The following is a 23,498-nucleotide window of genomic DNA, read 5'->3' as shown; positions in this document are numbered from 1 at the left end:
CAACACCTTAATGACAAGACGTATTGAATGAATAAAAATTTGAAAAAAGCATCTCGAATGCAAACGGCCGAGACACTTGCCGAACATTTGAGCCATTTACATTCTGTCGATGCGATTGACGCTGTCAATGTTCTTGGACTTAACAAAAAAGTTGCCGTTATCGAGAAACTTCCACTAGCCTTTGCCATTGAACTTTTTGACAAACCGGAACTGCAAATGCCGGCCCAAATATTACAGGCATTGTCTCCTGAACGCGCCAGCGCCATTCTTGACGGCATGTCAGCAGATGAGGCGGCTGATGTTTTTCAAGAAATGGATATTGAGGCACGCAAAAAACTATTTGCATTACTTCTGCCGCTCACACGAGCCGAAGTACAAAAGCTTGCTGCCTATCCATCCGATACGGCAGGCGCCTTGATGACAACAGAATTTATTGCTGTCCCTGCCGACTGGACGGTCAAACAAGCACTAGACCATATTCGTGCTGTCGAGCGCACGAGAGAAACAGTCTATGCAAGCTATGTGATTGATCCACGCAACAGCACTTTGTTAAAGGCTGTTTCATTGCGCATGATGGTTTTGGCTGATCCAACCGATAATATTCTGGATATTGCCAAAGATGTCAATCCGATCACTATATCTGCCCTGACCGATCGTGAGGATGTAGCACGGCTGTTTCGTCGTTATGATCTCTTATCTGTACCTGTCGTGGATGATACAAACCACGTCATCGGCATTGTAACTGTCGATGACGTGCTAGATGCCATTGTCGAAGAAAGCAGTGAAGATGCACATAAATTTGGTGGCATGGAGGCTCTTGATAAGCCCTATATGCAAATAGGTCTCTTTGATATGCTCAAAAAGCGTGGGGGCTGGCTAGCTGTACTGTTTCTAGGCGAATTGCTGACAGCATCGGTCATGCAGCACTTTGAAGACGAATTGGAAAAAGCCATCGTCCTAACCCTGTTTATTCCATTGATTATGAGTTCTGGCGGCAATTCGGGCTCACAGGCCACATCACTCATCATCCGTGCACTTGCCTTGGGTGAAATCAAATTATCCGATTGGTGGAAGGTTATCAAACGAGAGTTACCAACAGGACTGGCCTTGGGGGGGATGTTAGGGACACTCGGTTTTGTACGTGTCATTTTGTGGCAACAACTCAGCATCTATGACTATGGCGAACATTGGTTGCTCATTGCACTGACAATTTTTGCGACCTTGATTGGTATTGTTGCCTTTGGTTCCATAGTCGGTTCCATGCTGCCCTTTATCCTGAAACGGTTCGGATTTGATCCGGCAAGCGCTTCCGCGCCTTTTGTAGCAACACTTGTCGATGTCAGCGGCATTGCGATCTATTTTTCCATTGCAGCGGCTATTTTAACAGGTACCTTGTTATAATTTTCAGATACCTGTGGAGCAATATGAAACAATAGACGATCGCAATGCTCTACTTTATGTTGGAAACCAACAGTCAATCCACTGTCTCGAGTAATAAAGAGGCAAAGTTATGGACTTCATCACTAACATTCTCGCCTCTTACATACGATATATGAATATCGGTAAAATAGCCTTTATTCTCATAAGACCATATCTCATAACAGCTTGCGCTTTTTTTAAGGCATCCACTGACAACTTTAATGTTTTTGCCGTCAATCCGGCGTTGCTCCTCTTTCTTGTTCTCCATGCTATAAATAATACGCGCGGTTAAAAAATCATCTTTTTTTGTGGCCCCATTGGTCAGCATATAGATGGTCACCTGGCCTTTGTTACCGTCATTGAAATAGGCAACTGTACCGTCATCGCGTTCAACCGGCTCGCCACTTTCAGGATCACGCAACCTGCTTCCCTCCCAATTGGCGGGCAAGTTGATGCTCTTTTTAGTGATAAAATTTGTCCACTGTCCGCTAATCTCGAGACTTTTCATCGGTTGATCAGATATACAGCTTTCCAACACATCGTCGGCAAAAACCGTCAGCGCGTCATAATTATCCGTATCGCTGCCAGTATTACCTGCAATATCCCGGCGGTTCAAACGAACAAGACAATAAAACCCGTTGGCCGGCAAAATGCGTATATCGTATGTCGCGGGCTCAGGCGACAAAACTGTGTTAGCAACTTCGCTCGTCATAATGCGCCACGCTTTATGTCCGTCAATTTTGTGTTCTTCCCAATCATGAAGAACAGAAAACTCATCTACTGAAAACCGCATATTTTGCATAAAAGTCTGCTTGAATTGTTCCCAGTCAAACTGGTTTAAACGTCTTATGCCTATCGTACCGCGGAGGCGATAATGATCTTTGTCATAAATTCGATAGGATTCCCCCGGTGCCGTTTGCATCAATATAATACGGGCTGGGATATTAACTTTCTTTCCCGTGCGCTCATTAAGGAAAGTCTTGGCATTTCCCATCTGTGTAAATGCCAAGACCAAAGCCATGATGACGAATGCATATCTAAAAACTTTATACATCTTTAATCCTTGTTCATACTTTCAACCAGCGCCTGCATGAATGTCAGATTGTCATAACAAATTGCCAAGCATCCATGCGCTCACCCATATGCGCTTTACCGATGTCATCGATATTATCAATACATTACCGTAGGATGGAAAAGTCAACATCCTTGAAAAACTGCCGTTTGCTTTCGTGATCGACCTCTTCAATAAGCCGGAACTGGAAGCCCCTGCAAAGATATTGAAAATGCTACCACCGAGCGCGCCAGCGCCATTCTTGACGGCATGTCGGCAGATGAGGCCGCAGACGTTTTTCAAGAAATGGACGAGGCAACCCGCAACAGGCTGTTTGCACTTTTGCTGCCGCTGACCCGCACGGAAGTACAAAACTTGCCGCCTATCCAGCTGATACGGCGGGTGCCTTGATGACAATGGAATTTATCGCCGTTCCATCCGACTGGCACTGGATATCATACGCGGAGCGCTTGGTTTTGTGCGCGTTATCCTTTGGCAACAACTCGGCATCTATAATTGTGACGAACACTGGCTACTGATTGCACTGACAATCTTCGCAACCTTAGGCTCTATGGTCGCTCCATGCTGCCCTTTATCCTGAAACGCTTCGGCTTTAACCCAGCCAGCGCTTCGGCACACTTTGTGGCAACACTCGTCGATGTCAGCGGTATTGTGATCTATTTTTCCATCACCGTCACAATTTTGACCGAAACATTGTCATAAGGATAGTCCACTATACTAACGGAGATGAGATGCACGCTTTTACCAAAATTATAGTCATGGTTACTGCTTTGCTTCTGTCTCTGTTTCCGGCTTTTGCTGACAATCAGAACAAAGTCGATTTCTTTGCCGATAATGCACCGCGCTGGTGGCTATACTATACCAAAAAATATGAAGCTCTCTACTTCGACCGTTCATCTTACCATAAAGAAGGTTCCAATATCATAATCGATGTTTTTTCCTTCCCAGAAGTTGATATTCAAGAAAAAAACTATCTTATCGTCAAATATACTCAAAAGATTGATTGCAATGCTCCGCGTGAAATCCGATTTCAAAATGTTACCTATTACGGAGATGATGAATTTAATCACTCTTTGATCTATATCGACATGCGCAACCTGTCATATGACTTTAACGGTGGCTACATTATACCAGGACACATCAAGGGTGAAGATGCCGATGAAGCCGGTGCAGATTTCCTCTGCCGGATTGAAGGCGCAAAATCACCTTATCCGCTTCATCTTGACCCGCTATTATTTGAAAACCTGTACAACGGTTTGGCAACATCCAAAGATGGCAGCATCTACATTCTTGATGAAAAACAGATCAGCCGTATCAATACGGTTTTTAAAGATAAACCAGCATTGGAACAACATGCAAATTATCTCAAAGTCGCACCCAAGATTGAATCCCCTGTCAACATTGCCGAACTGATGGAAAATATAAAACATGTCCCCGACATACCAGACATGATACCTGAGCAGTATAAACAATTTACCTTACCACCTGAAAATCCGGATTGGATTAATGCCGATAAGGATGAGAGCCTCCAGATTGATCAATCATCGCTGCAACATGAAAAAAACTATGTCAGCTATTGGCAAAAAGACTATGTCAGCTATTGGCAAAAAATGGGTGATGAGGACAATGGTCATCCAGAAGAACAGACTTCTACCTATTCTTACAACCAGATAGATTGCCGCACGGCGTATGTCAAAGAGATAATTTCCTTTGCCATGCGCGGCACAACCGATCTGCCGCGGCCCGATCATTATTTCGGTGTCATGATACACCTCAATGCAGCGTGGAGTAGCGAAAACGACGCTGCCAGACCAGTTTATGAAAAAATCCGTGCTTTGGTCTGTCCGTGAGTTTCACCTGACTGCGGTCGCCCGTAAGGCTCAATCAATCGTGCCGAACAATGCTGTCATGAAAGCCTTTGTCGCGTCAGATATTGTCTTTCCTTTTTGCAATGATGCTTCCACTATGGTGAAATATTGCGGCCCCTCATAGGACCATGCTTCAAGGCAGAGCATGGTTTTTTCCATACAGCCCTTCATAATAGCGATCTCTTTACCATTGACCATCTGCTTGTCCCTGATCGCATTCTCCATCATGCGGGTGCGCATTTCCATCACCCCTTCCCTAAAGGACGAATCCTTTGCAACCATAAACAAAGATACACGGTTTTCATCACCATCATTGAAAAAGACAGTTAGCGGCTTTGTATCCTGATTTGATCCGGTTTCGGACGCAGACCCTTCCACACCCTCCCAAATTGCAGGAATATCAAGCGACTTTCCGGTCAGGGAATTTGTCCAACTGCCGGTAACCGGCAGGCTTTTCATCTGCTGATCGGTGATACAGCTTTTTAAGATATTATCGGCAAAGGCAGATATCTCGTCATTGTTTTCCATAACCCGGCCTTTGATGATATTCGGCTCGTCACGCACAAAACGCACCGAGCAGTAAAAGTCCTTGGCCGGAAGAATTCGAAACTCGATCATTTGCGGTGCTGAATGTTGACCCAGATCGCGCATTTCCTCCGTTACCATTGACCATGCGTCATGATCGTCAATTTTATAGGGGGTCCAATCCTGCTCTATCCTGAACTCGTCATTCGATTGACGGATGGTTTCAACATAGTATTTCTCGAATTGCACCAAATCAAACCGGATTGCGCGACGGATTGCAATGGTGCCGCTATAACCATTCCGCAGGGTTTCATTGATTATATCATAGAATTGCAACGGCTGTGTCTGGCGAATAGAGAGATTTTCAGGCACTTTTACACTTTTGCCCGTGCGCGCATTAAGAAATGTCTCTGCATTTCCCATCTGTGTACAAACGAGTACTAAAGCAATAATGCCAAGTAAGTATCTGAAAAATTTATACATCCCTATTCCTTATCCATACTTTCAACCAAAGCCTGAATCAAAGCCATGCTGTCATTACTAACCGACTGACCTTTGTTTTGAGAAAGATCAATATCAACCTGATATTGATCCGTTGCAAATCTCCATATTTCATTGCAACGATAACCGGCTTTTCCGCAGCCTTTGACAATCTCAACCTTATGGCCCGCAATCTCTTTTTGCGTTGTCGTCTTATCAACCAACGCCTGAATGATGTGGCTTGAAAGACTATTGTCGCGATTAAACTTCTTATCATAGACCATCAAGTTTAGATTGGCTGATTGCCCATTGTTAAAATAGACCATTAACTTCTGCTGACGTGGCGGAAACTGCTTTGGAGATTTTGGCGCTTCTATACCTTCCCAGTTCGGGGCAATATTAATGGTCTTGTCGCTTAACGGATTCTTCCATGTAGCAACAATCGGCAGACTATGAATCTCTGCATCCGAAAGGCAGGTTTTCAAAAAAGAATCAGAAAATTTTTCCAATTGTGATTTTTCTTCCGGCGTTGCTTCCGGCTGAGATACATCACCGGTATAATCATGCACCATGATCTGACAATAGAATGTGTCGGTAGCCACAAGCCGCATATCGTAATTGACCATCACGTCTGCACCCAGATTATCCGGCATAGCCCGAAAGGATAAATGATAGGCTGTTTCTTTCCCAAGCGGATAGCTGCTCCATGACTGGTCCAATTGTGGAGCAACCAAATCTGTTTTGATATTTTCAACGCGTTCATCCAGAAAATAGGCAATATCATCAATGCGTTCACGCATAAGCTGCATCTGCCCAACGAGATAGCCCTCGTCCTTATTCCAAATCGAGTAAGACTGGCCAGGAACAACTTCCGATATATTCAAAAAGGCCGGCACGTTAAAACTTTTGCCTGTTCTTATATTTTTCCACTCCTCGGCATGAGCCCCCCCAAAAGCCAGTAATGACAGACATAATCCCGCCATAAAACGTCTCATCATATTCCTCATCGATTGAATTCAACCCCTATTTCCAACCACTATAATCAACAATCCCCGATAGACGAAACAAGAAAAATGCATCGTCCCCTTCCAAATCCAGTGAAAAACCTGTAAGAGAGCTGCAAGCACGGGATGAGCCGGTTCCAAACCTGTCAATCTCAGACGAAAATCCAGTGACGAAAAGAAGACAGATTTATGCAATTGCGCAATATTGCCATCATTGCCCACGTTGACCATGGCAAAACAACACTTGTCGACGAACTCCTTAAACAATCCGGTAATTTCCGCGAGAACCAGCGCACATCCGAGCGCATGATGGATTCCAACGACATCGAACGCGAACGCGGCATCACCATTCTGGCAAAAGCCACATCAGTTGTTTGGAAAGATACCCGCATCAATATCGTTGACACTCCTGGACACGCCGATTTTGGCGGTGAAGTTGAACGTATCCTTAATATGGTGGACGGCGCTATTGTGCTGGTCGATTCTGCCGAAGGCCCGATGCCACAGACAAAGTTCGTCGTCGGCAAAGCCTTGAAAGTCGGCCTTCGTCCAATTGTCGCCATCAACAAGATCGACCGTCCCGATGGCCGTCCCGATGAAGTCATTAACGAGGTGTTCGACCTGTTTGCCGCCTTGGATGCAACCGACGAACAGCTCGACTTTCCAATTCTTTACGGTTCAGGCCGTGACGGCTGGATGGCTGAAAATCCTGAGGGCCCCAAAGACCAAGGGCTTGCTCCTCTCTTTGATCTGGTATGCAAGCATGTTCCAGCACCAACCGTTGCCGAAGGTCCATTCCGTATGATCGGTACAATTTTGGAAGCCGATCCATTTCTGGGCCGCATCATCACCGGCCGTATCCATTCCGGTTCGATCAAGCCCAATCAAGCTGTCAAAGTTCTGGGACAGGATGGCAAATTGCTTGAAAATGGTCGTATCTCGAAAATCCTCGCTTTCCGTGGCCTTGAGCGCCAACCGATCGAAGAAGGTGTTGCCGGTGATATCGTCGCCATTGCAGGGCTTCAAAAAGGAACAGTTGCCGATACATTCTGCGATCCTGCCGTTAGCGAGCCGCTGACGGCCCAGCCGATTGATCCGCCGACAGTTACCATGAGCTTTCTTGTCAATGACAGCCCATTGGCCGGTACGGAAGGTGACAAGGTGACAAGCCGTGTCATCCGTGACCGTCTATTGAAAGAAGCCGAAGGCAATGTCGCGTTGAAAATCGAAGAATCTGCCGACAAAGATTCTTTCTATGTATCCGGTCGCGGAGAGTTGCAGCTTGCCGTTCTAATTGAAAACATGCGCCGTGAAGGTTTTGAGCTTTCAGTCTCGCGTCCACGTGTTGTCATGCAAAAAAATGAAAATGGTGAAACACTGGAACCGATCGAAGAAGTCGTAATCGACGTTGATGAGGAATATTCAGGCACTGTTGTGCAAAAAATGTCTGAACGTAAAGGGGAAATGGTTGAATTACGCCCTTCAGGCGGAAACCGTGTGCGCCTTGTCTTTTATGCGCCGACACGCGGCCTTATCGGTTACCAATCGGAACTATTGACCGACACACGTGGCACTGCTGTTATGAACCGTCTTTTTCATGCCTATGAACCCTACAAGGGGGAGATCGGTGGACGCGTCAATGGCGTTCTGATTTCCAACGACAATGGTGAAGCGGTCGCTTACGCCCTCTTTAACCTTGAAGACCGCGGCCCGATGGTTATTGATGCCGGTGTCAAGGTCTATCAGGGTATGATTATCGGCATCCATTCACGCGATAATGATTTGGAAGTGAATGTGCTTAAAGGTAAAAAATTGACGAACATCCGCGCTGCTGGCAAGGATGAGGCTGTCAAACTGACACCACCGATCAAAATGACTCTAGAACGCGCATTGTCGTGGATTCAAGATGATGAATTGGTGGAGGTTACGCCAAAGAATATTCGCTTGCGCAAGCTCTATCTTGATCCGAATGAGCGCAAACGTTTTGAGAAGACCCGGTCGTCAGGCTCTGCTTGACAATTTTCCTGCTGGCACTTTCCGTGTCAGATCCTAAGTGAAAGGATGATGTAATGAACCTTGATGCAATTGCAATCGGCAAGAACCCGCCGGAAGATGTCAATGTCGTAATTGAAGTTCCGGTTGGCGGACAGCCGATCAAGTATGAAATGGATAAGGAATCCGGTGCACTTTTTGTCGACCGTTTTCTTTATACTCCAATGACTTATCCCGGCAATTACGGCTTTGTACCACATACATTGTCAGAAGATGGCGACCCGATTGACGTTCTGGTATGCAATACCCGTCCACTGGTTCCCGGTTGCGTCATCAATGTACGCCCTGTCGGTGTTTTAATGATGGAAGATGACGGTGGCAAGGATGAAAAAATCATTGCTGTGCCCACCCCCAAGCTGACCCAGCGCTATGTGCATGTCCATGACTATAAAGATCTGCCAGAAATTACGCTGAAACAGATTGAACACTTTTTCGAGCACTATAAGGATCTCGAACCCGGAAAATGGGTAAAAATACATGGCTGGAAAGATGAAGACTATGCCCGTGAAATGGTGGTTCAAGCGATCGAACGCGCCAAGAAGGCCAAGAAATAAGCTTTGATTTCAAGAAACAAAAAGCCTGCTTTATGCGGGCTTTTTTATTGAATGAAATTCAATATGAAGAACCAACTTTATATGAAACGTCTTCAATGCCGTTTTAATATCATCTTTTATCGACTACGCGATAATCGACAATATCCTGATTATAACAGTTCCAATTATATTAATTGCTCCAACTGGCTGAGCAAACTATCGTCATTCCCCTCGAAACGTAGGGTCTTGATACGTGAGGTTGAGCCACTGACAAGTGTAAGTGATGAAGCGGGAATTTTCCATTGTTTAGCCAAAAATTTGATCAACGCTTTATTGGCCTTGCCATCTTCCGGCACGGCACGGATTTTAACATGAAGATGCACTTTGCCATCTGCAGTTTCTTCCATGCCGATAATCACATCCTTGGCCGATTTCGGCGTCAGGCGTACAAAAATTAAAAGCCCTTCGCCATCCGTGCGATAGAAGCTTGGCATGACCAATCAGAACCACATGCCATTATAAATATTGATTGCAGCACTCTGGATAAAAATAATGATAAAGAAAAGAATGATCGGCGAAATATCAATCGGACCAAGGCGCGGTAAAATACGGCGTATAGGGCCTAAAAAAGGTTCGGTTGCATAATAGAGAAATGTTGCCACCATTGAAACAAAACGATTACGCACATTGATTACATTAAAGGCATAGAGCCATGAAAACACGACATTAGCGATCAATATCATAATATAGAAATCAAGCGCACGCACCAATGTAACAACCAAAGCACCAACCATAGTCTTCTCCATAAAGTTTCATGAGATGTAGACGCTCAATCGCCAATCGACAAGTGTTGATCGTTAAAGGTACCGTCTTTTTTAATGAACGAGCACGACTGGAAGCCATAATAATAAAAAATACAAAGAAAAATGAAAGCCTCTTGACCTTCCCCTAGGGGAAGCCCCCATAATGGTAAACATATCAAACCTTATGAAAGAAACCGCCATGTCCCAATCGGATAAAATCACCTTTCAGGTCGATGATATGACCTGCAGCCATTGCGTTAAAACCATTACCAATGCTGTTGAAGATGCCTTTCCCGGTGCCCGCGTCGAGACCGACCTGAGTTCCCACAAAGTCAGCATCATCGGCCCCAGCGATGCAAATAAACTGAAAACAGTTATTGAAGAAGCAGGCTACACACCGAAAACGATCTGAGGCTCTCCTCCCATATTACTTTTGAAATGGTGCGATTTTTCGCACCATTTTTATTCGACAAATCAATGATACCAATGTTTATACAGAATTGCACTTTGCATTCCGGCATTTAAAATGACATAGACATAAGCAATCATTATGATTGATATTTGGGCCAATTGCAATGGCCACGCATAAGGAGAAGTCTGTCAACATGGACGGGTTTAATTGGTCGATTTTACTTAATCTTCTGGCTGTTATCCTGCTGGTCGGCGCCAACGGTTTTTTTGTGGCTGCAGAGTTTTCACTTGTTGCCGTACGCCGCTCACGTATCGAACAGCTCAAAAATGAAGGCCATAAAATCGCTAATGATCTGGAAAAAGCCAGCCAACATCTCGACGCCTATCTTGCCGCAACCCAGTTAGGCATCACACTATCGTCTCTGGCCTTGGGCTGGATCGGTGAACCGGCTATTGCCACATTACTGCATCCACTTTTTGCAAATATGCCCGCACCATTTGATGCAATCGGCAGTCACGGCATCTCGATGGTGATCGCTTTTACTTTCATCACGATCCTGCATATTGTATTGGGCGAGCTGATGCCGAAAAGCCTTGCCATCCAGAAAGCGGAAATGGTCTCGATTGCTGTTGTGCGCCCATTGGCTTTTTTCCGGTTTGTTTTCCGCCCTGCTATTGCTGTACTGAATGGTCTTGCCAACTGGCTTTTACATAAAGCCGGTTTGCAAAATGCTTCGGAAGAAGATCATGTTCACTCACCGGAAGAACTCAAACTGCTGTTTACAGCAGCCAGTCGTGCAGGCCTTATCCGTGAAGCACAAGGAGATCTGGTCAATCGCGCGCTCAATATTGCCGACCGGCGTATTGCAAGCTGCATGACACCACATGTGGACTTCCAATGGATTGATCCAAGCGCTCCCCTTTCAGACATCCGAAAGCTGATCATTGCAAGTCCCCACACCCGTTTTCCTGTACGTACACCGGAAAGCGATGAAATCGGCATGGTTACAGCAAAATCTGTGCTGTCGATTGATCCATCAAAAAAAACGCTACCTAAAAATATAATTAAACCAGCCTTGATCATCAGTGAAAATGCACCAATATTACGTGTCATCGACCAATTCCGCCGTGACCGTATCGAATTTGCACTTGCTGTAGATTATTATGGTGAAATACAGGGACTGGTAACAACGCATGATCTTTTTGATGCGTTAGCTGGCGATGCCGATGCGCTACCAATTGTCGGCACTGAAAACGGTGAAGATGAAAACCCGCTAATTGAGCAGCGCATTTTCGATGCGGGCATATCCATGGATGACTTCCGCCAACAATTGCGACGCCCTAATTTCGGCATTCATGACAAACATTCCTACCATACGGTTGCCGGCTTTGTGCTTGAACGTTTAAAGCGGATACCCGAAGTTGGAGCCGGATTCGACTATGACGGATTGCATTTCGAAGTTCATACCAAAACGGGCCATCGTATTACACGGGTTGCAGTCAACTCGATTGAGCCGATTGTAAAAGAAGCTGGAAAAGCCGGAGATGAACCGGAATCCTGAACTTATCTCACTTTATGATGCTCGCTATAACAAGCACCACAAGATGCCAGCATTTCAATCACCTTACAATCATGCACCGTATGATTTTCACACTGTTCGGTCATACGCTTCAACTCCTTTTCCAGAAGTTTCAGCCGCATAATTTTATTCTGCACTTCTTTCAACTGCTCTTGGGCAATCTCGTCGGCCTGATGGCATGGCTCATCGGGATGATTAGAAAGTGCAATCAACTGCCTGATTGATTCGATAGAAAAACCCAATTCACGCGCATGAAGAATGAATAATAGACGATTATAGTGGTCCTGATAATAACGGCGCTGATTACCACTGGTCCGCTCCGCCTCTTGCAGCAAACCAATCTTGCCATAATAACGAATAGTCTCGATATTGCATCCGGTCATTTTTGAAAGATCACCAATAGAAAAATTTGTTTTTTTCATTTTTCCTCTTGAACCTGTAGCGACTACAGGGATTATATAGAATAGGCGAGCAGAAAAAACCAGTGGAGAAAACCATGAGCAGCCTAAAAAGCAACCACGACCACAACCATGCTGAAAGCCATGAACATGAACATGAACATGAACATGAACATGAACATGAACATGAACATGAACACCATCATCATGATGGTTGCTGCACGTCAACTCCGCTTGAGGATAATGTAACCGATGCCCGTGGCAGCCTTATATGGCATGTGGAAGGTATGGATTGCGCATCATGCGCGGCAACAATTACGACAGCTTTAAAACGTCTTCCCGGCACCGACAATGTCCATGTTTCATTGACCCGTGAGAGGCTGGCACTAACACTTGATGACCAAAGCACCAGTCGAGAGCAAGTCGAAAAGACTGTTCGCTCGCTCGGCTATCAGCTGACAGCTATCACGACAAACACTCCCCAGACAAGCAAAGACAGAATTGAAAAAAAGTGGTGGCAAACTTCCAAAGGCAAAGCGGTTATTACATCCGGCCTTTTAGTGACCATCGCTTATGCTGTTTCCTTTCTCCTACCAGAACTGCGAATAACTTCCGGCACCAGCGTCAATATATCATTTTGGGTATTTACCATTGCGACAATAGCAGCGCTCCTTCCCATTGCCAAACGTGCCTTTAGTGCCGTCAAAAACGGCAGCCCTTTTACCATCGAAATGCTGATGACGATTGCCGCTATCGGCGCCATCTTTATCAATGCCACAGAAGAAGCCGCCATTGTTGTCTTTCTGTTTTGTGTCGGAGAAGTCCTGGAGGGAATTGCAGCAGGACGTGCACGCGCAGGCATCAAAGCTCTGGGAGAACTTGCCCCTAAAACGGCATGGATCGAACAAGGCGGCACACTCACAGAAGTCGATGTCGATACCCTGAAACTTAATGATACAATCATGGTGCGACCGGGTGATCGGATCGCCGCTGACGGACATATTTTAAACGGTACATCCGGCATTGATGAATCACCGGTAACCGGTGAATCCATTCCGGTCATCAAATCGACAGGGGACAAAGTCTATGCCGGTTCTATCAACACCGAAGCAACCCTGCGCATCAATGTCGGGAGCCTAAGTCAGGATAATACAATTGCCCGCATCATTGCACTGGTTGAAGAAGCACAGGATGCCAAGGCGCCGACAGAGCGTTTTATTGATAGCTTTGCCCGCATCTATATGCCGATCATTGTCGGTTTTGCTCTACTTGTCGCCCTAGTGCCACCGCTCTTCGATGGCCAGTGGTATCAATGGACATATCGTGCCTTAGCGCTCTTGCTGATCGGCTGCCCCTGCGCCCTTGTCATATCTGTACCGGCGGCCATTGCTTCCGGCCTTTCAGCCGGCACCAAAAGTGGCTTGCTGGTCAAAGGTGGCAATATCATTGAAAACCTGAGCAAGATTGACTGTATTACTTTTGATAAAACTGGAACACTGACCAAAGGAGAGCCGGTTGTTACCGATATTATTACCCATACAGATCAAGAAAGCACATTATTATCGCTAGCCTACGCACTGGAACGCGAAGCAAGCCATCCGCTTGCACGTGCAATTGTCAATCGTGCCGAACAGGATGGGCTTGAACCCGCAGCCGCCACCCAAATCAAGGCTTTGGCAGGCAAAGGCATTGTCGGAAAAAGCAACAATAGTGATATTTTTATAGGTGCTCCCCGCTTTGCTAGCGAGTTTGGCACATTTGACCAGTCTTTATCGGACAAAACAAACGCTCTTGAAGATGAAGGCAAAACAGTTATCGCCATCATTGTCGATAAAAAGGCAATCGGCCTTATTGCACTACGCGATGAACCGCGCACCGATGCACAAGAGGCCATTGCCGATCTTTTATCCCTCGGCATTCAAAGCGTGATGCTAACGGGTGACAATAAACGCACGGGCACCGCTATTGCCAATCTTTTAAATATGGATGTTAGAGCAGAACTAATGCCAGAAATGAAAGCCGATGCAATCCGCGAACTGCGTCAAAACCGAAAGATCGCCATGGTTGGTGACGGCATCAACGACGCGCCGGCTCTGGCCGCTGCCGATGTTGGCATCGCCATGGGATCAGGCACCGATGTTGCTTTAGAGACAGCAGATGCCGCCATTTTGCGTAACCGTATCAAAGATGTTCCCGCACTGATACGTCTTTCACGGGCAACAATGGGCAATATACGTCAAAATGTCGGCATTGCTTTAGGGCTTAAATTCTTATTCCTTATGACAACCGTCATGGGTGAGACAGGTTTATGGATTGCCATTCTGGCTGATACGGGTGCAACTGTCCTGGTAACGCTCAATGCCTTGCGGTTGTTGCCATTCAAGGCGGATCATAAACCATAATCATAAAAAAGCGGTGTCTGATGCACCGCTTTTTAACGTCACTTATTACATTTATTTTTTAAGGGCGATAAGACGATCCAAAGCACCGCCAAAACCTTCAAGCTGAACAAAAAGATTATCAATCTTAGGCTCGCCATTTCCCGCTGATGTCGCAGAAATTTTTAAAGCTTTGCCTGCACGTAAGGCAGCGATTGTGTTCTTGTCAAAGCTGACAGGAACAAGACAGCCTTGCGGCATACACGTGCGCACCGCCGTATTAATAACCGTTTTGCTATCATCAACCTGTAACACAATCGGTTTGCTGACAAGAATGCCAAATGGCACGATGAGGGCACCTGAAACACCTCCATCTTTGTCGGTCGAAGCGCTCAAATTAACAACCGGTTGATTTTGATTATTGATTTCCTGACGGCCCATACCGCAATACTTATTGCCGTCCTGCAAAGCACAGTTGACAGACCAAAGACCATAAGTTTCAGACAATGACGATGCGCCATTGGGAAGCGTGTCCGTTCCCGGCTTTGATTCTGTTTGGGCCGCTACAATGTTAGCAGATGCAATAACGCTACAAAAAGCGAAAGCTGCGATCAATTTTTTCATTACCATATTTCCATTCTTTGATTATCAGGCTCCACATACACGCTGTGCGTCTCGTAAAACCTAATCATATCTATAAGAAAAGCCCAGTCAAAAAGTAGCATAAAACTATCTATTATATGTTCAGTACACAGCTAAAACATGCTGTACGTCATCAATACATGTTAAATATAACAGCCCCTGTAGTTAAACAGCTTTATTTCCATCACTTCATATAAAGAACCTGAAAAGTCATATTCCATTATGCAGACAGAAAAGCCTTTTGAAAAAAAGGCCTAAATATGACGAAAAGCAGCAACGACTTTTTCATAAACAGCCTGCTTGAATGGTACAACCATCATAGGCAGCGCTTCCAAATCAACCCAAGCCCATTCATCGAATTCTGCCGGATTGTTATCCGGTGGCGGATTTATCTGAATTTCAGCTTCATCTCCGCTAAAGCGAAAGGCAAACCATTTCTGTGTCTGTCCGCGATACTTGCCTTTCAATGCCATACCGATCAATTCTTCTGGTAAATCATAACAAATCCAATCCGGTGCTTCGGCCAATAATTCAATCGAACGAATACCGGTTTCCTCATATAATTCACGATAGGCGGCAGCCAAAGGCTGCTCTCCCTTATCAATGCCACCTTGTGGCATTTGCCACAATTTGGAAGCACCGGCCAGTTCATTATTCTTGGTCATGAAACGGCGTCCAGCCCAAACCTTGCCCTGCTTGTTGAAGACAACAATGCCAACACATTTGCGGTAAGGTAAGGCACCAATATCAAGCTTTTTCATGATAGAACCTTATGTAACATCAATGACAAAGCCTGACATTGACCATGGTCGCATGACCATGCTCAACAACTTCAAATGTTTCATCATAAAGACCTTGCCCATTCGCAGCTGCAATAAGCGCTTGAATATCAAATCCCTTATCTTTCAACCCATTTATGGCTGCTGACGGCATCAATTTTTCAAGCATCGAAATAAACAAGACCGGTATTGAATAGTCCTCTACCACTTGATGATCGATACTTTTTTGAATCTTGATTTTTTTCATATACACTAATCCTAATTGGGAACACCTTTTTGAGGGTTAGGCGGAAAAGCGGCATTGGCCATTTCTCCCCGCAACAACTGATAGGCTTCATTGAGCTGGATATCATCTTTGGGATCCTTAGGCACATAGGCTGAAGAACCCGATCCTTTATCGTCCTCTTCCTTACCTTTGATATGACCTTTCAATTCGGATTCACCAACATTGACATTATATCCTTTGAACTCGTCTGGCAACGGCTGGTCAACCTTGATATCCGGTGTAATACCCTTGCCCTGAATAGAAATACCAGCAGGTGTATAATACAGCGCTGTCGTTAGGCGCAACGCACCGTTTTCACCCAGAGGAATGATTGTCTGTACCGAACCCTTACCAAAAGACTGGGAACCCAAAATAGTTGCACGACGATGATCCTGCAGCGCACCGGCAACAATTTCAGATGCCGACGCCGAACCACCGTTTATCAGCACGATAACCGGCTTGCCCGCTGTCAAATCGCCCTTATGGGCATCAAAGCGCATAATTTCATCGGCTGAACGACCCCGTGTCGAAACAATTTCACCCTTGTCAAGGAAAGCATCCGATACTTTGACGGCCTGATCGAGAAGTCCGCCCGGATTAAGACGCAAATCGACGACATAACCCTTAAGCTTTGAAGCTGGAACCTGCTTGCGAATATCCGCAATCGCTTTTTCAAGGTCATCATAGGTTTGCTCGGTAAACTGGCTGATCCGCAAATAGCCAACATCTTTCTCCACACGATGTTTTACTGCCTGCATCTTGATGACATCGCGTACGAGCTTGACATCAAAGGGTTTATCAACACCCTTACGAATGATTGTCAATGTAATGGCTTCGCCAACCTCGCCGCGCATTTTGGAAACGGCATCATTCAATGACTGGCCGCGGACTTCATCGCCATTAATTTTTGCTATCAGATCACCGGCAAGAATACCTGCTTTGGAAGCTGGTGTATCATCCATCGGTGAGACAACCTTGACGAGATCATTTTCCATTGTGACTTCAATGCCAAGGCCGCCAAACTCACCTTTGGTCTGAGTACGCATATCCTTGGCCTCTTCTGCATTCATATAGGATGAATGCGGATCAAGCGATGTCAGCATACCGTTGATGGCCGTCTCTATCAATTTTTTATCATCCGGCACAGTGACATATTGGGCCCGTACGCGCTCAAAGACATCACCAAATATAGCCAACTGGCGATAAGTGTCACTTTCACCATTGGCAGCAACAGACTGGACCATGACCATGGAACTTGCACCCAAAAAGGCACCGGCAGCAATCAAAGTAATCTTACGAATCATTAGCATTCCTTTCCCGCTCGCCGTGCACCCACCAAGGTGACGGATCTACAGGCTTTCCTTGTTTTCGAAATTCAATGTAAAGCATTGGCGCGCTTTTGCCTATATCCAAAGCTGTTGCACTCGCAATAAGTTGTGCGCCCATGGAACCTATAGGTTCGCCAGAAAGCACAAACTGGCCGGGTGTAACATCCATCCGCCCCATACCGGCAAGAAGAACATGATAATTCTCACCGACATCAAGAATCACCAGCTGCCCATAAGAGCGGAATGATCCCGCATAAGCAACAACACCATCTGCCGGTGATGTCACGATTGCATTGGGTTCTGTCTCTACCGTTTCCCCCTGACCACCTGCACTATAAGCGGAAGATTCACTGCCATAACGGCTTAAAACCGTACCAGACACAGGACGCAACAATCGCCCTTTAAGACTGTCAAAGGCAACCTCTGCCTGAAGCCGGATTGTCCCCTCAGGAATACTCTGTCCCGAACTATCCCGGGAACGAGAAAGCCTATCTAACTCATTGACCAGATCCTGCAACGATTTGGCCTTTTCTGCCAGCTCATAATTTTGCGCTCGCTGGCTCACCAAATCGTTTTCTGACTGCTTTTGCAGTTTGGCTTTTTCACTCAATAGCAATTTAAGACGCTGTTGCTCTTGTGCCTGTTTGTCTATTTCTCCAGCCAATTGCGTCTGCTGCTGGCGAATGGATGCGCTAATCGCCGTCAATTCACGCAGCGACTGCGTCAGGGCCAATGTCTTTTTACGCATATCAGGGACAACAGCACCAAGCAGGACAGAGCTTCTTACCGATGCCAATGCATCATCGGGACGCACCAATAATGCCGGCGGCGGCTTCAACCCCATTCGTTCCAATGCTGCCAAAACCTCAGCAAACTCAGTGCGCCGCTCATTAAGGTTTTTTTGCACATCATTTTTCTGACTTGTCAAAATAGCCAGCTTTTCTTTGCCTGCAGCGATATTATCAGCGGCTTTCCGCTCTTGTGCTGCCGCTGTTACCAAGGCTGCGGTAATGGTACGCTGATCCTTTTTAAGGCCATCGACCTGCGCAATCAGACCAGCCATTTTCTCTTTAGAAAGCACAAGGTTCTGGCGTACATCCTCCAAGGCTTTGCTGGCTTGCTCGCGTCCTTCCAATGTAGCCTTGTCTTGGGCATAAGCAGCCATAACCGGTACAATTAAACCGGCGAGGAAACCACATCTGGCAATCAGGCTTTTGCGCATCTTGACTGTTTATACTCGAATCATGACCAAAAAGGGGTTAGCAGCCCTATGAATAGCCAAGGAGCGCTAAACATCCGTTAACATGCAGGATTTTTTAAAATCTAATATTTGGCTTGAAATACAGCTATTCTATCCGCATCCAATAAGGAAACAGCATTGGCCAATGGGCTAGGCAGTGTTGACGTTAGCAACTATACAAAGCCCTGCACACACGCTCCATAGACTATCGACAATATCCGTGCTAATAGCGGCCTGATAAATTTAATCTGATTGAACCTCAAAAACAGAACATGTCCAGAAAACCTGTTATCGAAAAGAAAAACGCGACAACTGACAAAATTCAGTTACGTCACAACGCTTCAGGTGGCATTGTCCTTCACGAAGGAAACAACTTCAGCAATAAGGTAATCACAATATTCACCGTGCTTGCCTTAATTTTATTATTAGGCGGCGCAGTCAGTTTCTTTATAGATACAACCACCGACCGCTTTCTCTATGCTCCGTGTATGATTTTGTTCGGCGCAAATTTGATATATAAATTTTATCGCATAATCAAAAGACGTTCTATTCCGGTTATAACAATCTATGAAAATGCGCTTAGGCTCCCCGGCTTCAAAGAACCTATCCCAGCAGACGCAATTAAACGATATGTGCTGGTAAAAAAGACATGGCTTTTTATTTCGCTTGCATGGGAGATCAATTTTTTCTTCAAAACAAATTTCAATCAAACATTCGATAAAAAAGAACGCTTTCAAACCATGTACTTGCCTAAAGATCGCCAACTGATCATTTATGTTTTAGGTATAGAGCAAGGAATAACAGCCGAGGAATTTACTTTGCTTCTCGGCCAGACAATTCCAAAAGAAAAAATTCAAACCCGATGATAAGGATGGCCGCTGAGTATTGTAGCGGCACGATAGAGCTGCTCGGCCAATAGAATACGGGCAACTTGGTGCGGCCATGTCATCGCACCAAAAGATAAGAGTAGATCGGCACGTTCACGCACCTTTTCACTGTGACCATCCGGTCCACCCAAAGCTATCCAAATATGCTTGATACCATTATCGCGCCAATCACCAATGAGATGACTAAACTTAGGCGAAGTCATTGATTTTCCACGTTCATCTAGAACAATCAGCTTGTTCCCCTCTCCCAACTGCTCCAAAAGCTTTGCACCTTCTTCTTCCATACGTTTTTCAGTACTTGTGGCACGGCTCTCGTTAATCTCGACAAGTCGGCCAAAACTTAACCCCAACGATGGGGCCAACTTTGTGAAGCGGTCAAAATAGCGGGCGACAAGTTCTGCTTCCGCACCTTTTTTCATACGCCCGATTGTAAAAACAGAAATTTTCATCTAGTGGCTGCGCACACGCAGAGCCTCTGCTTCTTCCGGTGTCATCCACATTTTTTCCAAATTATAGAATTCACGGATTTCGGGCCGAAAGAGATGGATAACAACATCACCTGTATCAATCAGCACCCAATCACAACCTGAAAGCCCTTCAATGCGCGGGTTTTTAATACCGCTATCTTTGAGGGCCCGCAAAAGCTGATCAGCGACGGCACCAACATGACGTTGTGAGCGCCCCGATGCAATAATCATATAATCCCCTAACGACGATTTGCCACGAATATCAATCGGGACAACGCCTTCGGCTTTTGCATCATCAAGAGAATTAAGAATCAGGTTGAACTGATTGGTGACTGCAATAGTTTCTGCATCATCAAATGTATGAGACACGACATTGTTTTTAATTTTGGCAATGCCTTTTTGTTGTGAGGCGGTTTTCAGATCATAACCCTTTCTATCAGAAATACTTTGCTCCAATACGCCTGAACTCTATTAAGAGTTGCAGAAAAAACGTTTTTTTTCAAGTCGATTTTCATTACCTCTGTCGCAAGGCTGTTGAGGAAAGATCAGAACGCGGTCCATATAGATAAACCCATGCAGGTGCCGCCATACGTCCCAACAAGGGAGCATTATGCGCATCCAACCTATAATGCCGATAACGGATTGCAAATTTTGATGATAAAGCCGCATGCAGCACGCCGGGTCGGTCAATTACGGCAACCGGTAATGTCTCTGCGATGACCTGCCAATCATGCCAGTGATCGAAATTAGCAAGGCTATCAGCACCCATAACCCATACAAAATGCAATTTTGGCCGATGCTGCAAAAGATAGGCGATTGTCTCGACTGATGTTCGTGTGCCAATTGTCTTTTCAAAGCCGGTTATATGGATAGCCGGATGATCAACCACTATATGACTTGCCGATATACGCTCTTCAACAGAAGGCAAACCGCGATGGTCTTTCAACGGATTGCCGGGAGACACCATCCACCATAACTGATCAAGCCCCAATCGCCGAATTGCCGTATAAGCGACCAGCGCATGACCTTTATGGGGCGGATTGAACGACCCGCCAAACAGACCGATAAGCGCACCATCAGGGCCATGGGGAACATGGAACGGTGAAGTATCACGAATGATCAAGGTCTGATCTGCCCTGTTCCACGAACGCGATATTTAAATGACGTCAACTGCTCGACACCGATTGGGCCGCGCGCATGCATCTTGCCGGTTGCAATGCCGATTTCGGCACCAAAGCCAAACTCGCCGCCATCTGCAAACTGTGTCGACGCATTATGCAACAAAATAGCTGAATCAATATGATTGAAAAAAGCTTCAACCACGGCAGGATCTTCTGAAATTACAGCTTCTGTATGATGGGAAGAATAGCGATTGATATGATCAATCGCTCCCTCAACACCATCCACCAGACTGACCGATATAATCGTGTCCAGATATTCTGTTGACCAATCGCTCTCATGCGCATGGGCTGCCTGCGGAAAAAAAGCTCTCACCTCATCTGTGGCACGAATTTCACAGCCATTTTTTTCCAGCTCCTGCAGGACAGGCAAGAATTTTTGTGCTGCATGACGGTCGATCAACAATGTTTCTGCTGCACCACATACACCGGTGCGGCGTAATTTGGCATTGACCACAATCTTGCACGCCATATCGACATCGGCCGATTGATCAATATAAATATGACATAACCCCTCTAGATGGGCAAAAACAGGTACACGGGCATCATGCTGCACACGCTCCACCAATGAGCGACCACCCCGTGGGACAATAACATCAATTGCGCCGCCCAGACCTTTTAACATTTCCCCAACAGCCGCACGATCAGTCGTCGCAACAAGCTGAATGGCCTCTTCCGGCAAACCGGCTGCTTTCAACCCCGCTTGCAAAGCCTGATGCAAGGCTGTGGATGAATGAAAACTATCAGAACCACCACGCAAGATGACAGCGTTTCCTGCTTTCAGACATAATGCACCAGCATCGGCTGTCACATTGGGACGGCTTTCATAAATAACACCGATAACGCCCAAGGGTGTGCGCACCCGCTCGATATGTAGCCCGTTGGGCCGATCCCATTGCGATATCACTGCACCGACAGGATCGGGTAGATCAGCAATCATTCGTACACTTTCCGCAATAGATATAATACGGCTTTCATTCAGTAAGAGACGATCCACCATAGCCGTCCCCATACCGGCCGCTTCTGCCGTTTCGATATCACGATGATTGGCTTCAAGAATATCCGGTGTCGTTGCAATGATCCGATCTGCCATGGCCACCAGTGCCTGCGACTTCTGCAAAGCCGGTGCAATTGCCAACCGAGCCGCGGCGTGACGGGCATTTTCACCAAGTTTCAGCATGGCAACGTGCAGATCGTTCATTTCTATAGCTTTCATCTATTATCCAATATAGTACCGACACAGTAAAAAACTCCCATAAGTCTCAGCTTATGGGAAAAGCCTCTTCCGAGCCAGAAGCACCTTATAATAAGGAGAAACCCCAAACATACAAGTAACAGATTAGGGCTTTTTTATATACACTTTATCAACTATATTGGCATTTTGATTGGCTATTCCAACGCTTTAAGGCAACTCACCAATAATAATTTATACTTTTTTAAAGGTTATCCGTAAACGATCGCAACAAGGATATTAATCCAAACATTGGGGCATGTTGGGGTCAAAAATGGATACACAAAAAATTTGGGCCGGAAGGCTCGTGGTTGCGCAATGGAATTGTCGTATCAATCTGGTACAGGATACAGATGATCTTGACGATGATCTCTTTGAAGGGCAAAGCACGCCCCAGAAACCACGTCTGGCCGGCAACCATATAGAAAACTTCTCACAGCAACAAACGCCTTATCGCTCATGGCATTATAACCTTCTTGATGATGAAGAGAGCTTTATACCACTTGATGCTGCAACCATGGAAAACCAGCTGCATATCGAAACCTTCATGAAAAGTGATGATCTGGAAGAATCATGGCTTGAGACCCCCTATAATGTTCTACCCTATCCCCATCATGTCCGCTTGTTATTCAACACCATCCGCCAAGCCTTGCTGATGACCAACAAGATTGCTGTCGGGCGCATTGTACTAGCCAATCGCGATCAAGCCGTCCTCATCATGCCTCATGGTGATATTTTGCGCCTCTGGACACTTAATGAACTGCATAGCGATATCGGCGTCAACGCAACAGAAACATCGATCGATCCAACCGATCATATTGATCCCGAACAGCTTTATGCACTTTTCCGCTTTATCCAGTCAGAGGAAATCGGAGCCAAAAACAATGGCCGCGAACCACCTTTCCCCGACGATTGGGAGCAGAAAGTCCATAAAAGCGGCTTTAGCGTGTGATCAACA

25 protein-coding genes and 1 pseudogene are annotated in these 23,498 nt (G+C 45.8%); 11 read left to right on the top strand and 15 right to left on the bottom strand.

Going from position 1 to position 23,498, the window contains the following annotated elements; translation table 11 throughout:
• Positions 1-27 precede the first annotated feature (27 nt).
• Positions 28-1,401 carry a magnesium transporter gene (gene mgtE, locus ACYZ97_RS01610; protein WP_473299741.1) on the top strand — a complete coding sequence of 458 codons (1,374 nt, stop codon included), beginning with the start codon at positions 28-30 and terminating at the stop codon, positions 1,399-1,401.
• A gap of 73 nt (positions 1,402-1,474) precedes the next feature.
• Here the strand turns inward: mgtE and ACYZ97_RS01605 are convergent, their stop codons facing one another.
• Positions 1,475-2,473: a hypothetical protein gene (locus tag ACYZ97_RS01605; RefSeq protein ID WP_473299739.1), complete on the bottom strand. Its 999-nt coding sequence runs from the start codon at positions 2,471-2,473 to the stop codon at positions 1,475-1,477.
• 267 nt (positions 2,474-2,740) lie between these two features.
• Between ACYZ97_RS01605 and ACYZ97_RS01600 the strand changes: the two genes are divergently transcribed.
• The 3 genes and pseudogenes from ACYZ97_RS01600 to ACYZ97_RS01590 all read left to right on the top strand — a co-directional run bounded on the left by ACYZ97_RS01600 (position 2,741) and on the right by ACYZ97_RS01590 (position 4,341).
• Positions 2,741-2,881 (top strand): hypothetical protein, encoded by a 141-nt coding sequence (locus ACYZ97_RS01600; protein ID WP_473299738.1) that lies wholly within the window; start codon positions 2,741-2,743, stop codon positions 2,879-2,881.
• Positions 2,882-2,951: 70 nt separating this feature from the next.
• Positions 2,952-3,193 (top strand): annotated as a pseudogene (locus ACYZ97_RS01595) (magnesium transporter); the annotation flags it as partial.
• Positions 3,194-3,222: 29 nt separating this feature from the next.
• Positions 3,223-4,341 carry a hypothetical protein gene (locus ACYZ97_RS01590; protein WP_473299736.1) on the top strand — a complete coding sequence of 373 codons (1,119 nt, stop codon included), beginning with the start codon at positions 3,223-3,225 and terminating at the stop codon, positions 4,339-4,341.
• Between the two features lie 30 nt (positions 4,342-4,371).
• Here ACYZ97_RS01590 and ACYZ97_RS01585 read toward each other — a convergent pair whose 3' ends face one another.
• Together ACYZ97_RS01585 and ACYZ97_RS01580 are read right to left on the bottom strand one after the other, a co-directional pair.
• Positions 4,372-5,367: a hypothetical protein gene (locus ACYZ97_RS01585; RefSeq protein WP_473299734.1), complete on the bottom strand. Its 996-nt coding sequence runs from the start codon at positions 5,365-5,367 to the stop codon at positions 4,372-4,374.
• Between the two features lie 2 nt (positions 5,368-5,369).
• Positions 5,370-6,362 (bottom strand): hypothetical protein, encoded by a 993-nt coding sequence (locus ACYZ97_RS01580; RefSeq protein WP_473299732.1) that lies wholly within the window; start codon positions 6,360-6,362, stop codon positions 5,370-5,372.
• 195 nt (positions 6,363-6,557) lie between these two features.
• Here ACYZ97_RS01580 and typA point away from each other — a divergent pair, with 195 nt between their 5' ends.
• Together typA and ppa are read left to right on the top strand one after the other, a co-directional pair.
• Positions 6,558-8,384 carry a translational GTPase TypA gene (typA, locus tag ACYZ97_RS01575; protein ID WP_473299730.1) on the top strand — a complete coding sequence of 609 codons (1,827 nt, stop codon included), beginning with the start codon at positions 6,558-6,560 and terminating at the stop codon, positions 8,382-8,384.
• A 53-nt stretch (positions 8,385-8,437) separates the two neighbouring features.
• The gene (gene ppa, locus ACYZ97_RS01570) at positions 8,438-8,974 is read left to right on the top strand and encodes an inorganic diphosphatase (RefSeq protein ID WP_473299728.1); all 537 of its coding nucleotides are present in this window, start codon (positions 8,438-8,440) and stop codon (positions 8,972-8,974) included.
• A gap of 164 nt (positions 8,975-9,138) precedes the next feature.
• On the opposite strand, the gene ACYZ97_RS01565 is transcribed toward ppa, so the two are convergent.
• Together ACYZ97_RS01565 and ACYZ97_RS01560 are read right to left on the bottom strand one after the other, a co-directional pair.
• Positions 9,139-9,447, bottom strand: a complete 309-nt coding sequence (locus ACYZ97_RS01565) for a DUF167 family protein (RefSeq protein WP_473299727.1) — start codon at positions 9,445-9,447, stop codon at positions 9,139-9,141.
• 6 nt (positions 9,448-9,453) lie between these two features.
• Complete coding sequence (locus tag ACYZ97_RS01560) at positions 9,454-9,747, bottom strand: YggT family protein (RefSeq protein ID WP_473300602.1); 294 nt, start codon at positions 9,745-9,747, stop codon at positions 9,454-9,456.
• Between the two features lie 208 nt (positions 9,748-9,955).
• Here ACYZ97_RS01560 and ACYZ97_RS01555 point away from each other — a divergent pair, with 208 nt between their 5' ends.
• Positions 9,956-10,168 (top strand): heavy-metal-associated domain-containing protein, encoded by a 213-nt coding sequence (locus ACYZ97_RS01555; protein WP_473299726.1) that lies wholly within the window; start codon positions 9,956-9,958, stop codon positions 10,166-10,168.
• 163 nt (positions 10,169-10,331) lie between these two features.
• Complete coding sequence (locus ACYZ97_RS01550) at positions 10,332-11,729, top strand: hemolysin family protein (protein WP_473299724.1); 1,398 nt, start codon at positions 10,332-10,334, stop codon at positions 11,727-11,729.
• 2 nt (positions 11,730-11,731) lie between these two features.
• Here ACYZ97_RS01550 and ACYZ97_RS01545 read toward each other — a convergent pair whose 3' ends face one another.
• Positions 11,732-12,169 carry a MerR family transcriptional regulator gene (locus ACYZ97_RS01545; protein ID WP_473299722.1) on the bottom strand — a complete coding sequence of 146 codons (438 nt, stop codon included), beginning with the start codon at positions 12,167-12,169 and terminating at the stop codon, positions 11,732-11,734.
• 74 nt (positions 12,170-12,243) lie between these two features.
• Between ACYZ97_RS01545 and ACYZ97_RS01540 the strand changes: the two genes are divergently transcribed.
• Complete coding sequence (locus tag ACYZ97_RS01540) at positions 12,244-14,547, top strand: heavy metal translocating P-type ATPase (RefSeq protein ID WP_473299720.1); 2,304 nt, start codon at positions 12,244-12,246, stop codon at positions 14,545-14,547.
• A 51-nt stretch (positions 14,548-14,598) separates the two neighbouring features.
• Here the strand turns inward: ACYZ97_RS01540 and ACYZ97_RS01535 are convergent, their stop codons facing one another.
• From ACYZ97_RS01535 to ACYZ97_RS01515, 5 genes are all read right to left on the bottom strand, one after another.
• Positions 14,599-15,147, bottom strand: a complete 549-nt coding sequence (locus tag ACYZ97_RS01535; RefSeq protein ID WP_473299719.1) for an invasion associated locus B family protein — start codon at positions 15,145-15,147, stop codon at positions 14,599-14,601.
• A 272-nt stretch (positions 15,148-15,419) separates the two neighbouring features.
• Entirely contained in the window at positions 15,420-15,926 is a 507-nt protein-coding gene (locus ACYZ97_RS01530) for an RNA pyrophosphohydrolase (protein WP_473299717.1), read from the bottom strand.
• Positions 15,927-15,945: 19 nt separating this feature from the next.
• Positions 15,946-16,191, bottom strand: a complete 246-nt coding sequence (locus ACYZ97_RS01525; RefSeq protein WP_473299715.1) for a hypothetical protein — start codon at positions 16,189-16,191, stop codon at positions 15,946-15,948.
• Between the two features lie 11 nt (positions 16,192-16,202).
• A complete protein-coding gene (locus ACYZ97_RS01520; protein WP_473299713.1) occupies positions 16,203-17,513 on the bottom strand; it encodes a S41 family peptidase in 1,311 nt (436 codons plus the stop codon).
• On the bottom strand, positions 17,503-18,759 hold the full coding sequence (locus ACYZ97_RS01515; RefSeq protein WP_473299711.1) for a murein hydrolase activator EnvC family protein: 1,257 nt from the start codon (positions 18,757-18,759) through the stop codon (positions 17,503-17,505). Before ACYZ97_RS01515 ends, ACYZ97_RS01520 begins: the two co-directional genes overlap by 11 nt.
• Positions 18,760-19,049: 290 nt before the next feature.
• Here ACYZ97_RS01515 and ACYZ97_RS01510 point away from each other — a divergent pair, with 290 nt between their 5' ends.
• Positions 19,050-19,643, top strand: a complete 594-nt coding sequence (locus tag ACYZ97_RS01510; protein WP_473299709.1) for a hypothetical protein — start codon at positions 19,050-19,052, stop codon at positions 19,641-19,643.
• Here ACYZ97_RS01510 and rlmH read toward each other — a convergent pair.
• The 4 genes from rlmH to ACYZ97_RS01490 all read right to left on the bottom strand — a co-directional run bounded on the left by rlmH (position 19,631) and on the right by ACYZ97_RS01490 (position 22,525).
• Entirely contained in the window at positions 19,631-20,113 is a 483-nt protein-coding gene (gene rlmH, locus ACYZ97_RS01505) for a 23S rRNA (pseudouridine(1915)-N(3))-methyltransferase RlmH (RefSeq protein WP_473299708.1), read from the bottom strand. The genes ACYZ97_RS01510 and rlmH overlap by 13 nt on opposite strands.
• A complete protein-coding gene (gene rsfS / locus ACYZ97_RS01500) occupies positions 20,114-20,500 on the bottom strand; it encodes a ribosome silencing factor (RefSeq protein ID WP_473300601.1) in 387 nt (128 codons plus the stop codon). It lies immediately after the preceding gene.
• 145 nt (positions 20,501-20,645) lie between these two features.
• On the bottom strand, positions 20,646-21,254 hold the full coding sequence (locus ACYZ97_RS01495; protein ID WP_473299707.1) for a nicotinate-nucleotide adenylyltransferase: 609 nt from the start codon (positions 21,252-21,254) through the stop codon (positions 20,646-20,648).
• Positions 21,251-22,525: a glutamate-5-semialdehyde dehydrogenase gene (locus ACYZ97_RS01490; protein WP_473299705.1), complete on the bottom strand. Its 1,275-nt coding sequence runs from the start codon at positions 22,523-22,525 to the stop codon at positions 21,251-21,253. Before ACYZ97_RS01490 ends, ACYZ97_RS01495 begins: the two co-directional genes overlap by 4 nt.
• 289 nt (positions 22,526-22,814) lie before the next feature.
• Here ACYZ97_RS01490 and ACYZ97_RS01485 point away from each other — a divergent pair, with 289 nt between their 5' ends.
• On the top strand, positions 22,815-23,492 hold the full coding sequence (locus tag ACYZ97_RS01485; protein WP_473299703.1) for a Ku protein: 678 nt from the start codon (positions 22,815-22,817) through the stop codon (positions 23,490-23,492).
• The last annotated feature ends 6 nt before the right edge of the window (positions 23,493-23,498 follow it).

The sequence above is a fragment of the Bartonella sp. bp_1 genome (assembly GCF_055808085.1).
This window is presented reverse-complemented; position numbering and strand designations above follow the sequence as displayed.

What these genes read in the sequence shown, in the direction of transcription:
- ACYZ97_RS01545 (WP_473299722.1), bottom strand. Translation starts at nt 12,169, where the DNA reads ATGAAAAAAACAAATTTTTCTATTGGTGATCTTTCAAAAATGACCGGA.
- ACYZ97_RS01515 (WP_473299711.1), bottom strand. Translation starts at nt 18,759, where the DNA reads ATGCGCAAAAGCCTGATTGCCAGATGTGGTTTCCTCGCCGGTTTAATT.
- rlmH (WP_473299708.1), bottom strand. Translation starts at nt 20,113, where the DNA reads ATGAAAATTTCTGTTTTTACAATCGGGCGTATGAAAAAAGGTGCGGAA.
- ppa (WP_473299728.1), top strand. Translation starts at nt 8,438, where the DNA reads ATGAACCTTGATGCAATTGCAATCGGCAAGAACCCGCCGGAAGATGTC.
- ACYZ97_RS01540 (WP_473299720.1), top strand. Translation starts at nt 12,244, where the DNA reads ATGAGCAGCCTAAAAAGCAACCACGACCACAACCATGCTGAAAGCCAT.
- ACYZ97_RS01555 (WP_473299726.1), top strand. Translation starts at nt 9,956, where the DNA reads ATGTCCCAATCGGATAAAATCACCTTTCAGGTCGATGATATGACCTGC.
- ACYZ97_RS01580 (WP_473299732.1), bottom strand. Translation starts at nt 6,362, where the DNA reads ATGATGAGACGTTTTATGGCGGGATTATGTCTGTCATTACTGGCTTTT.
- ACYZ97_RS01485 (WP_473299703.1), top strand. Translation starts at nt 22,815, where the DNA reads ATGGATACACAAAAAATTTGGGCCGGAAGGCTCGTGGTTGCGCAATGG.
- typA (WP_473299730.1), top strand. Translation starts at nt 6,558, where the DNA reads ATGCAATTGCGCAATATTGCCATCATTGCCCACGTTGACCATGGCAAA.
- ACYZ97_RS01565 (WP_473299727.1), bottom strand. Translation starts at nt 9,447, where the DNA reads ATGCCAAGCTTCTATCGCACGGATGGCGAAGGGCTTTTAATTTTTGTA.
- ACYZ97_RS01600 (WP_473299738.1), top strand. Translation starts at nt 2,741, where the DNA reads ATGTCGGCAGATGAGGCCGCAGACGTTTTTCAAGAAATGGACGAGGCA.
- ACYZ97_RS01520 (WP_473299713.1), bottom strand. Translation starts at nt 17,513, where the DNA reads ATGATTCGTAAGATTACTTTGATTGCTGCCGGTGCCTTTTTGGGTGCA.
- ACYZ97_RS01490 (WP_473299705.1), bottom strand. Translation starts at nt 22,525, where the DNA reads ATGAAAGCTATAGAAATGAACGATCTGCACGTTGCCATGCTGAAACTT.
- ACYZ97_RS01525 (WP_473299715.1), bottom strand. Translation starts at nt 16,191, where the DNA reads ATGAAAAAAATCAAGATTCAAAAAAGTATCGATCATCAAGTGGTAGAG.
- ACYZ97_RS01530 (WP_473299717.1), bottom strand. Translation starts at nt 15,926, where the DNA reads ATGAAAAAGCTTGATATTGGTGCCTTACCTTACCGCAAATGTGTTGGC.
- ACYZ97_RS01535 (WP_473299719.1), bottom strand. Translation starts at nt 15,147, where the DNA reads ATGAAAAAATTGATCGCAGCTTTCGCTTTTTGTAGCGTTATTGCATCT.
- mgtE (WP_473299741.1), top strand. Translation starts at nt 28, where the DNA reads ATGAATAAAAATTTGAAAAAAGCATCTCGAATGCAAACGGCCGAGACA.
- ACYZ97_RS01605 (WP_473299739.1), bottom strand. Translation starts at nt 2,473, where the DNA reads ATGTATAAAGTTTTTAGATATGCATTCGTCATCATGGCTTTGGTCTTG.
- ACYZ97_RS01550 (WP_473299724.1), top strand. Translation starts at nt 10,332, where the DNA reads ATGGCCACGCATAAGGAGAAGTCTGTCAACATGGACGGGTTTAATTGG.
- ACYZ97_RS01590 (WP_473299736.1), top strand. Translation starts at nt 3,223, where the DNA reads ATGCACGCTTTTACCAAAATTATAGTCATGGTTACTGCTTTGCTTCTG.
- ACYZ97_RS01585 (WP_473299734.1), bottom strand. Translation starts at nt 5,367, where the DNA reads ATGTATAAATTTTTCAGATACTTACTTGGCATTATTGCTTTAGTACTC.
- ACYZ97_RS01510 (WP_473299709.1), top strand. Translation starts at nt 19,050, where the DNA reads ATGTCCAGAAAACCTGTTATCGAAAAGAAAAACGCGACAACTGACAAA.
- ACYZ97_RS01560 (WP_473300602.1), bottom strand. Translation starts at nt 9,747, where the DNA reads ATGGTTGGTGCTTTGGTTGTTACATTGGTGCGTGCGCTTGATTTCTAT.